The organism is bacterium, assembly GCA_009926305.1.
GTDB lineage: Bacteria > Bdellovibrionota_C > UBA2361 > UBA2361 > RFPC01 > RFPC01.
In genome coordinates this window covers 1-9,980 of the sequence record RFPC01000083.1, presented here as the reverse complement: position 1 = coordinate 9,980, position 9,980 = coordinate 1, and the positions used below count along the sequence as shown (strand labels likewise).

Genomic DNA, 9,980 nt, shown 5'->3' with positions numbered 1-9,980 from the left:
AGCTTCGTTAGTCTCTTGGTCGGGCAGGAGCTGCGTCGTCGTAGTCTTGAGCCTAGCCAGTATTCGGATGCTGATGTGGTGGATGCCAGTCAGTATGCTCGATTTTGGCAGAGAGGGGTGCACGTAACAAGCGACGGCAATCAGCCGATGGTGGAAAAAAAGACCGTCTTGGGGGTGATTCTGCCACTTACTGGAGAACAGGCAGCACTTGGTGAAAAGGTAAAGAACGGAATTGAGCTTGCTTTTATGGGACAAGGTGGTGAACACGACTTTGTTATGGACTTTCGAGATTCACGAGGTGAGCCCCTTGCTGCGATGAGCGCCTATAGATCGTTTGTAAATGCAGATTCTCCCACGGTCGTTCTGGGACCTCTTCTTTCCGAGGCTTCTGAAGCAGTAGCTGAGGTTGCTGAGCGTTCTGAATTGCCTGTCATGGTCTTTTCTAAGAAGAGTACATTTGAAACCGGTGAAAATATATTTCGCTTGGGACCAACTCTCCAGTCACAGATGAGAGCGTTGTTAGACAAGGTAGTCCCAGTCAAGGGGATTCGCCGAATGGCAATTGCAGTGCCAGTTGGAGCAGTTGGGGACTTCTATCGAGAAATGTTTCTTCAAGAAGTAGCCAAATATGATGCTGAGGTTGTGTACCAAGCCCGGTATCTTGCTGGGAACGATACCGAGCTCGTTGCGATGTCGGCAGAGCTCGAGCTCGTTGATGCTGATGGACTCTTTTTCCCAGGATCACTGAAGGAGGCAAGCCGATTAGTCGGTAATTTTTCTCAACAGACAAGAGATCGCTTAGTCTTGCTTGGCCTTGGAACATGGGATAATCCGAGAGAGCTTCAGAAGTCTCGGTCAGTGCTGAACGGAGCCATGTTTGTAAGCCCGTTCAATACGCGCAGTGAGCGTGGTGTGGTGAAAAATTTTCAAGAGGCCTATAAGCAACAATATGGAGTTGCTCCAGATTTTCTTGCCGCGCAAGGATTTGATGCAGCGACTCTCGCCATTTCAGCCTTTCGTCAAGCGCAACAAGAAGAGCTTTCTTACTCGGAAGGGCTTCGAAGTATTGAGCAGTATAACGGTCTGACGGGGAGGATAGTGGTTGAGGATAGTGGTGAAATGAGAAGAGATTTTGAGGTTCTTGAAGTGCGAGACGGACAGCTGGTGGCAGTTGATATTGCTGAATCATCTCTGGTAGTTACTCCATCTTATGCTCTTGAAGAAACCTCAGCAGACGTGCTTCTCGATGAGATGGATGAATACCGCTAAGACCGCATCGTGATATACTGAGGGGAGGAGAGATTCGGTATGAAAGAAGAGAGACCTTCAGTTTCAGAAGCTGAGTTGCTTGCAGAGGGAGAGGAATGTGTTCTGCCTTCGGGTGACCATATTTCATCACCGTTGCCACTCCTTGCTACAGGAGAACTTGTCCCATTTCCGGCTGTCGTTATGTCTCTTATCGTACGGGGTGCTGAGGGGATAAAGGCACTTCAGGCTTCTTCAAGAGACAGTGATGATTATCTGATTCTTGGGGTGTTGGTACAAGATGCAGAGACCTCCGCTCTCGATCCCGAGACAATAGAGGAGATAGCCGTCCTCGGAAAGATTTTGAGAACAACCTCTCTCTCTGATGGATCAATAAAAGCACTGGTGCAGGGAATGTGCAGAGTCAAGATTACCTCGCTTAAAGTGAAGAAGGGATTCTTTCATGCTGAGTTTCGACCTGAGAATTTGGATAAGCAGTTAGCGTTTAGCGCTGAACATGAGGGGCTCATTCACCGCATTATGGAGAATGTACGTGTTCTAGTGGATCATGAGTTTTTTCCGGAAGAGCTTCTTGTCATACTCGAAAATGCGGAAGGACCCGCTGAAATTACTGATATTTTAGCAGCGCATCATCAACTGGAGCCACAGATTGGATATCCATTCCTTGAAGATTTTGACCCGCTATCACGCTTGCAACTTGTTGATGATTTGTTGATCTCAACGCTGAATCGATTTCTCATAGGAGAGCGGCTTCGCGTACAGGCAGAAGAGAATTTATCCTCAGAACAGCGTGAGTATCTCCTTCGTTCTCAACTTCGTCTGATTCAACAAGAGCTGGGGGATGAGCTTGAGGAGGACTACGAGGGGCTAGAGGAGCTCCGCGAGTTACTTGAAAGTTCAAAGCTGCCAGCAAAAGTGAAAAAAGAGGCAGATAAGCAGTTTTCTCGTCTCGAGCGTATGCCTTCAGAGTCTAGTGAATATGCGCTACTGAGAACATATCTTGAGTGGTTGACCGATCTTCCTTGGGCAAAACGGTCAAGAGAGCGGCTAGACTTAAAGCGTGCGAATACCATTTTGACGAAAGAGCACTATGGCCTAGATAGAGTGAAAGAGCGCATCATTGAATATCTGAGTGTACGGAAGCTGCGCCGCGATCCTGTCGGACCAATTCTCTGTTTCGTCGGGCCCCCGGGGGTAGGAAAGACTTCTTTGGGTCGCTCAATTGCGCATGCTACCAATCGAGAGTTCGTAAGAATATCTATTGGCGGAGTCCGTGATGAAGCTGAGATTCGTGGACACCGTCGCACCTACGTTGGAGCGCTTCCCGGAAGAATTATTCAGGGATTAAAGCAAGCTGGCACAAAAAATCCTGTATTTGTTTTGGATGAACTTGATAAGGTTGGATCCGATTTTCGAGGAGATCCTTCTTCTGCTCTATTAGAAGTTCTTGATCCTCAGCAGAACTCTGAATTCGTAGATCACTATCTCAATGTTCCGTTCGATCTTTCGCAAGTAATGTTCATTGCTACCGCAAATACTATTGATACCATACCAGAAGCCTTACTGGACCGCCTAGAAGTGATAAATATTTCTGGATATACGCGAGAAGAGAAGCTCCATATAGCGGATCGTTATCTTGTGCCGCGGCAGCTAGATAGTAATGGACTTGCAAAGTTTTCAATTGCTTTTGAAAAAAGCGCGCTGACCGAGATGATTGACCGATATACTCGTGAGGCTGGTGTGCGAAACCTCGAGCGAGAAATTGGGACGATTTGTCGAAAAATAGCGAGAGGTTATGCCGAAGGGAAGCATAGAAAGAGAAAAGTCACGGTAGAGTATATCCACGACTGCCTCGGACCAACTCGCTATGATCCTGAATCAACAGATGAAGAGAGTGTTGTTGGCTTAGTTCGGGGGCTCGCCTGGACAACCGTTGGGGGAGAGCTTCTTCCAATTGAAGCTTCGGTAGCTGAAGGAAGAGGAGCTCTCATTCTTACGGGTCGACTCGGAGAAGTAATGCAAGAGTCAGGTAAAGCAGCTCTCTTTTTTGCTCGTGCTAATGCTGAAAGACTAGGTCTTGATCCGAAGTTTCATGAAAATAAAGATATTCACGTTCATGTGCCCGATGGAGCAACACCAAAAGATGGACCATCTGCGGGGATTGCGCTCGTAACAGCACTTGTAAGTGCACTATCAAACCGTCGTGTCGATAAAGACATTGCAATGACTGGAGAAATTACTCTGCGTGGTAATGTAAGACAGATCGGTGGGCTAAAAGAGAAAGCACTTGCAGCGTTACGCTACGGTATCTCTCGCATTATTATCCCATTCGACAATCTCAAGGATGTAGAAGAAATACCTCAGCAACAGCGAAAAAAACTGAAGTTCATACCAGTAAAGCACGTGAATGAAGTGTTGGATATTGCCTTGCTCGATGGTACTCCCTCGCACAAGAAGATCTCCAAGAGGGAGTCAAAGAAAGCCAAGGTGAGTTCGAAGTCACCAAGAGCCAGACAGAAGCGGGGTTCTATGTGAACTGGCATGGAATGCTGTTGATTGTCTTGCTGAGTTTTTCTCTTCTTTCGCAGGGTGTTCATGCCGAAGAGTGGTGCATTTATGAAAACGCGCAGGGGGTAGTGCGTAAAGTACAATCATTGAGGCAGATACCCCAAAATTTGCGAGGCTCTGCCCGTTGCTCTATATCGCTTAGTGCGAACGAGGAAGTATTAGCAAAGCCTCAGGAAATCAAAATATCAGGAAGTGAACGAAAAGAGAGGATGCTTACCTCTCTGGGTCCTATAAACCTGAGATGGTCACGAGATATCGAGAAAATTCTCGGGAGAAGTCCCTTCAGAGCTATGGCTGACGCGAGTCGAATGGTCAGTAAGACGCTGAAGCAGGAGAGCTTTCCTCAAGAGTACAGGAATATATCGGTTGAATGGGAAGTTATTTTTTTGGATGAGGAGTTGCCAGAAGATCAAATCCCACTACATTTTATCTCAAATTGTCATCCAGCTTGGATGACTCCACCTGCAAACATTTACGTCGTAGCTCAACGTGTTGTTGCTGGATGTCTGGGGAGCGGAAGAATCCCCCAGGAAGATATTGAACGTGAGATGACCACAGTACTAGCGCATGAAATGGGACATGTCCTTGAGTCAACGATTCTTTCGGCAAAAGGTTTTCAGCGAGAGAGATGGAGAGCGGAGGGATTTGCTACTTTTTTTGAGAGATTAGCAGCTCGTTACTCACGCTTTGTTTCTACAGATTTTATTGAACAGCGGCATTCAGCATTGGCACGTAAGAGCTTTCAAGCTATGCCTGACAACTTTATTTTTAGAGGTAGAGCTGAGGACTATGCGCGGGCGTCAATGTACTTGCAGGCAATCGTAAATGATCGAAGCATTAAAGGTTTAATGGCGGTGTATCGTCGAATCGACTCGGGCAAGCAGGGACTGCGAGAGGCTATCTACAAGGAAACGGGATGGTCAGAGAAAATGCTTGAGGAAAAGGCACGAAAAGCTGCTGGTTTCTGAGTATATGAGGATAAGACCGACTGCATCCGCCCCCCAGATCTGCTTATACACGGGCAGAAAAGACTGCAGAAAATACTCGGGAAGAAAATGCTCGAGAAGAAAATGCTATAGCCGGGGTCTTGTACTACGGCCCTCTTTACCGTACCCCCCTCTTTACCGTACCCCAAGGAGCTCAACATCGAAGAGGAGCGTTGCATTTGGAGGAATGACATTCCCTGCCCCTCTGGTGCCATAACCAAGCTCTGGAGGGATTATAAGTGTGCGTCTCTCACCCACTTTCATGCCAGCAACTCCTTCATCCCATCCTCGTATGACCTGACCTACGCCGAGGACAAAGGAAAAGGGCTGTCCACGGTCTCGAGAGCTGTCAAACTTGTTTCCTCTCTCGTTATTTCCTGGATTAAGGAGCCACCCAGTATAATGAACCTGTACTTGCTCCCGCTCATTGGCCTCTTCGCCAGCGCCTTCTACATCTTTTCTAATTTTCAAGCCAGAGGCAGTTGCTGAGAATTCAGAGAGCTCAATAGTCTGAGGATTATCATTCGGAGAAGCTTCTGAAGTCATAGTATACACCGCAAAAAGGAGAGGAATTAGTAAAATTGAAACTCGTTGTAACATTTCGACAGTGTAGCATGATGTATTTTTATCTGCCAAGAGTGATTCCAAAGATGCGGATGTCACAATAAAAAAATTTCGGTGATTAGCCGCCTGCTTTCTTCTTGCTCGGCTGCAAGTCTTTCAGGAGATCACCGAATGTCGGTTTGACGTCTGAGATGCTATCCGGGTTATTATCGTCATAAGAGGGAATACCTAGACAATCCGAGTGTCCATTTTCAAAGGGATTTATTGAGAGGATGAGACTTTCTTGTAGAATCTCCTCAAGATCAATCTGCTCTCCATCGAAATATACGATCCCGATATCATCATCCCATTCAGAGGAGGATGTCGCTCGATCAATTCCAGGACGTTTTGATTTTTCTTTGAGTACTATAGAAAGTTGTTGGGAGATTTCGCGTTCAATTGGTTGGAGGCACCTTCCGCACGGTTGCTTGTAGTGAGCTTTAATTGTCCCTTGAAGCTCGGCACCAGCGAGCTCTGGCTTTATACGGATTGAAAAACGAGGGGCTGATAGAAATTCGACATCATTATCGGGAGCCTCATTCATGCGGGAATTGAGTGCGGTGAGCTGCAAGTGGTCAGCTACCTCCAATCCTCGGGAGGGGATGTCAGTAATACGAATAGTGATCAATGAGCGGCTCCTCAAATAAAACTCAATAAAACCCATTACTTACTTCCTCTCCTGATGAAGGACTTGGGAAGCAGATTTTTGGGTTTTCTATAAATTAACGGTATTTTCACGGGAAAGAAACATCGCGTTTCATTTTTCGATGAATAAGGTATACAAATACGCTATCGAGACATTGCACATTTTTACTTTTGGAGGAGTGAACGGATGGGAGTGAATAAAGCTATTCTGGTAGGACGGTTAGGGAAAGACCCTGAGATTCGGTATACCCAGTCTCAAACTCCAGTCGCTAATTTCAGCCTTGCGACCAGTGAGAGGCGAAAAGATCCCCAAAGTGGAAATTGGTTGGAGCAGACCGAGTGGCACAACATTGTAACGTTTGGAAAAACTGCGGAGAATTGTTCTAACTTTCTCAAAAAGGGGCGCGAAGTCTATATCGAAGGGCGGATTCAGACCCGTAAGTGGCAGGATAAAGAAGGAAAGGATCGGTGGACCACGGAGATAATAGCCAATACGGTTCAGTTCCTTGGAGGAAGAGATGGTGCAGGCAGCGAGAGTGATGGAGGATACTCCCGCCCTACTGATAGCAATGAAAGTGCACTCAGCTCTCTTCCCTCGGCAGATAGCCTTTCGGGGAGTGATGTCTCGTTTGATGATGATGATATCCCATTCTAGGAGACTATTTTTATAGTCACCTGACTGCTGCTATAGAGTCATATGATTGGCAGCTTTTAGAGCTGCCAATCGAGAAGTTATCAGAGATCGCTAGCAAGGCAGGTAAGTAAAGGGGAATTGGAGCCAACTCAGTGTAGGAGTTGATCGCCTTGCGTTAGAGTCAAGTGAAGTTTCATGGAGGATACGCCATTATGGGCTGGTCAGATGTGAAACGTATGTTGCTTCCAGTGCTGTTCCTTCTTCTTCCGGCTCTCGTCGCGAGTCAATCTGATTATCAATTCGCCTGTGTGCTCGCTCTTTTCGTTAGTGTCATCTTGCTCTGGTTTACAGAGGTACTACCACTTCCAGTAACGGGTCTGTTGGTCCCGGTCTTAATAGCCCTTTATGGGCTTATGCCGCCGAAATCTGCATTTTCATCGTTTGGAAGTGACATTCTTTTTCTCTTTATTGGGTGCTTCTTACTCGGAAAAGCAATGCAAAAGCATGGCTGGGATCACCGAATGGCATGTTGGATGTTTACCCGGCAATTCGCTACCCGTTCTTCGGGCAGCCTTTTGGTCGTAGTCAGTGCAATAGCATGGTTTCTCAGTATGTGGATTTCAAACACAGCAACCTGTGTCATGTTAACACCGATATGTCTCGGTATTATTCAGGTTTTAGAGCCGTACTTTCCGTCAGCGAAAGAGCAACGCTCTTTTACCATACGCATACTGCTCTCGTGTGCCTTTGCCTCTACTATGGGCGGGCTTGCAACTCCCATCGGTACTCCTCCCAACCTTCTCGCCATTGAGTTTTTAGAAAAGCAAGGTCTATACGTCAATTTTTTTGAATGGCTGAAAGTGGGGCTTCCAGTGTCCCTCTTTATGATCCTTCTTCTTCATTTGCTCCTTGGTCGATTGTTTCCAGTTTGTGAACTTGAGTTACAAGGAGTGCGAGCTCACTTCAGGCAAGAGTGGGAAAAGCGAGGCCGTATTCGAGGCGAAGAACTACAGGTCGCCGTTGTTTTTCTCCTCGCTGTATTATTTTGGACTCTACCGGGACTACTTGATAGTGGTCTTGGTAAAGAGCATTGGTTAACGAGCTTCTTTGCCCCCTTTTCTCTGAGTGTCGTTGGTATTCTTGCCGCAGTTATACTTTTTCTGCTTCCGACCCCAGATGGAGGAACAAACCTCGCTTGGAGTGATGCGCAAGATATTGATTGGGGTACCATCCTCCTTTTCGGTGGTGGAATATCTCTTGGAACATTACTCGATCATTCTGGCTTTGCATTAGAGGTTGGAAATGTTGTGTTACCGGTCGGTGCTGGACTCGCATTTACTGTTTGTATATCTGTTTTTCTTTCTATTCTTCTTTCTGAATTTGCTTCAAATACGGCGTCAGCCTCTGTCGTATACCCTGTAATTCTCGCCACTCTGATGCAAAATGAGTTCTCGGGTATGACCACCATGCTTATTCTCATGGCAGCATCATTCGGCGCTAGCTTTGGATTCATGCTTCCTGTCTCAACGCCTCCAAATGCAATTGTTTTTTCAACTCAAAAAATCCCTTTAAGAGAAATGATTCGAGCAGGTATTTATTTTGATATCTGTGGTGCTCTTATGATTGTAGGATGGATTCTACTGCTCTTATGACATGTTCTCATGAGACGGAGATAAGAGTTCGTCGCCTAGATGATACTCGATGCAACTACCGTAATCATGTAGTCATGTGTAAGGTTGTGCTTCTCTAATAACGGAGAAGGCGCGACTCTCTCTGCTACGCGATGGACCAGAGGCGGCTTTGTCAAAGAGTCTATTTGAGTGTTGTCTGCTGGCCATCCATGATGAAAAAGGATTTCTCCCTCTTGCGGATAAAAGATGTGAGCGTCTTCTTCTATAAATAGAGAATCATCATGAGGATCAATTTCTACAGAGCTATTGGCAATAAACTCAGTGGTAGGACCAAAAAGTTTATAGGTAGCAGCTAGAGCGACATCATAGTGCCATCCGCTTCCCACCAGTAGGTTGGAGGTTATAAGAAGATTGGTATGATTCCCTGTATAGGTACTGATAATGTTTCCAAATTCAAAGATTTCTTCCTGTAATGACTGAAGAAAGTATTTTTCCGTTTCAGAGAGAGTCGTTAGTGTAGGAAAAAGATGTTTCTGAATGCTTTCAAGTTGAAGTTCTTTTGCCTTTGGCGTTATACGGGGTGAGTACAATGAAATTGGATGCTCCAGAAGTTGGCGCTGTGCTTCTTCACTGAGTGATGAAAGGGCGGGTCGTTTACTCGGAGTAATAACGGCATTAATGTGAGGTAGAGCAAGTTGATTTGATACCTCATCAATGGAAGCAGTTCGGATAGCATTTAATGGCAGTTGGTTGCGAAGAGATTTGCCGATAGTTTCAGAAGACAAGTTCCCGTCACTATTCTCTTTACTCCGTAAGTGGTGCATACGTTCTTCCCGACGTTTTTACAGCAATCTTCCTTAGGAGTTATGGTGAAAAGTCCCTTCCATGTAGCTATTGAGTGAAATCGCTTTACGATGCGTAGCATTGTACAGGGCTGGATTAGTTAAGAGGCTGATTATACGAGGGATTCACTGTTCTGGAGACAGGGGTTCAAGGATGTCAAGCTGATCGCTTCCTGAACTCTGACTGACGAGATTTCGAGAGTCGATATCGGAAACATTCAGAATCGGAGCTGGAATCCCTTCTTTGAATTCCTGAGAAGAGCGAAATATTCTTGCCTCATCCCATAATCCTGCTTGAATAACACTGGTCAGAATTTTATTCCCGCCTTCAATGATCAGAGAGCCAATCTTTGCTTCATAGAGTTTCGGTAAGATTGCTGCCCAGAAATCCGCATGTGACCCAATGTCTGGGTACGGAATCCAATCAAGGTTTTTCGCAGAAGGTTTTTTATGAGAAATAATAATCGTCTTTTCAGATCCATCAAAGATATGGTGCTTCTTCGGAACCGTACTGTCTCTATCAACTAAAATTCGTATCGGATTTCGTCCAACAATAGAGCGGACAGAAAGCTGTGGATTATCTTTCAGTGCAGTTGTTGTACCGACCAAAATGGCGTCTTCTTCAGATCTCCATTGATGAACGCGTATTCTTGATTGTTCGCTACTGATCCATCGAGAAGAATAATCAGGGCGCGCAATAAATCCATCGCGTGTTTCAGCCCATTTAAGAATTACATACGGACGCTGCTCTTTGATGTTTGTGAAAAATCTACGATTCAGGTGCCAGCATTGTGAAGGAAGGATT

Annotated in this window: 9 protein-coding genes; 5 read left to right on the top strand and 4 right to left on the bottom strand. The window is 45.9% G+C overall.

Annotated elements, in window-relative coordinates:
* Positions 1–15: 15 nt before the first annotated feature.
* The 3 genes from EBR25_11120 to EBR25_11110 are packed head-to-tail and all read left to right on the top strand — an operon-like array spanning position 16 to position 4,802.
* Positions 16–1,269, top strand: coding sequence for a hypothetical protein (locus tag EBR25_11120; protein ID NBW41534.1), 1,254 nt, complete (start codon positions 16–18; stop codon positions 1,267–1,269).
* 39 nt (positions 1,270–1,308) lie between these two features.
* Positions 1,309–3,801 (top strand): endopeptidase La, encoded by a 2,493-nt coding sequence (gene lon / locus EBR25_11115; protein ID NBW41533.1) that lies wholly within the window; start codon positions 1,309–1,311, stop codon positions 3,799–3,801.
* Positions 3,798–4,802: a hypothetical protein gene (locus tag EBR25_11110; GenBank protein ID NBW41532.1), complete on the top strand. Its 1,005-nt coding sequence runs from the start codon at positions 3,798–3,800 to the stop codon at positions 4,800–4,802. The genes lon and EBR25_11110 overlap by 4 nt, the downstream gene beginning before the upstream one ends.
* Positions 4,803–4,955: 153 nt before the next feature.
* Here the strand turns inward: EBR25_11110 and EBR25_11105 are convergent, their stop codons facing one another.
* Positions 4,956–5,366, bottom strand: coding sequence for an FKBP-type peptidyl-prolyl cis-trans isomerase (locus EBR25_11105; protein NBW41531.1), 411 nt, complete (start codon positions 5,364–5,366; stop codon positions 4,956–4,958).
* Between the two features lie 136 nt (positions 5,367–5,502).
* Positions 5,503–6,087 (bottom strand): DUF177 domain-containing protein, encoded by a 585-nt coding sequence (locus tag EBR25_11100; GenBank protein NBW41530.1) that lies wholly within the window; start codon positions 6,085–6,087, stop codon positions 5,503–5,505.
* Between the two features lie 168 nt (positions 6,088–6,255).
* Here EBR25_11100 and EBR25_11095 point away from each other — a divergent pair, with 168 nt between their 5' ends.
* The gene (locus EBR25_11095; GenBank protein NBW41529.1) at positions 6,256–6,723 is read left to right on the top strand and encodes a single-stranded DNA-binding protein; all 468 of its coding nucleotides are present in this window, start codon (positions 6,256–6,258) and stop codon (positions 6,721–6,723) included.
* 191 nt (positions 6,724–6,914) lie between these two features.
* Positions 6,915–8,354 (top strand): SLC13/DASS family transporter, encoded by a 1,440-nt coding sequence (locus EBR25_11090; protein NBW41528.1) that lies wholly within the window; start codon positions 6,915–6,917, stop codon positions 8,352–8,354.
* 35 nt (positions 8,355–8,389) lie between these two features.
* On the opposite strand, the gene EBR25_11085 is transcribed toward EBR25_11090, so the two are convergent.
* Entirely contained in the window at positions 8,390–9,157 is a 768-nt protein-coding gene (locus tag EBR25_11085; GenBank protein NBW41527.1) for a hypothetical protein, read from the bottom strand.
* A gap of 144 nt (positions 9,158–9,301) precedes the next feature.
* Positions 9,302–9,979 carry a RibD family protein gene (locus EBR25_11080; protein ID NBW41526.1) on the bottom strand — a complete coding sequence of 226 codons (678 nt, stop codon included), beginning with the start codon at positions 9,977–9,979 and terminating at the stop codon, positions 9,302–9,304.
* Position 9,980 lies beyond the last annotated feature (1 nt).

What these genes read in the sequence shown, in the direction of transcription:
- lon (NBW41533.1), top strand. Translation starts at nt 1,309, where the DNA reads ATGAAAGAAGAGAGACCTTCAGTTTCAGAAGCTGAGTTGCTTGCAGAG.
- EBR25_11105 (NBW41531.1), bottom strand. Translation starts at nt 5,366, where the DNA reads ATGACTTCAGAAGCTTCTCCGAATGATAATCCTCAGACTATTGAGCTC.
- EBR25_11100 (NBW41530.1), bottom strand. Translation starts at nt 6,087, where the DNA reads ATGGGTTTTATTGAGTTTTATTTGAGGAGCCGCTCATTGATCACTATT.
- EBR25_11095 (NBW41529.1), top strand. Translation starts at nt 6,256, where the DNA reads ATGGGAGTGAATAAAGCTATTCTGGTAGGACGGTTAGGGAAAGACCCT.
- EBR25_11090 (NBW41528.1), top strand. Translation starts at nt 6,915, where the DNA reads ATGGGCTGGTCAGATGTGAAACGTATGTTGCTTCCAGTGCTGTTCCTT.
- EBR25_11085 (NBW41527.1), bottom strand. Translation starts at nt 9,157, where the DNA reads ATGCACCACTTACGGAGTAAAGAGAATAGTGACGGGAACTTGTCTTCT.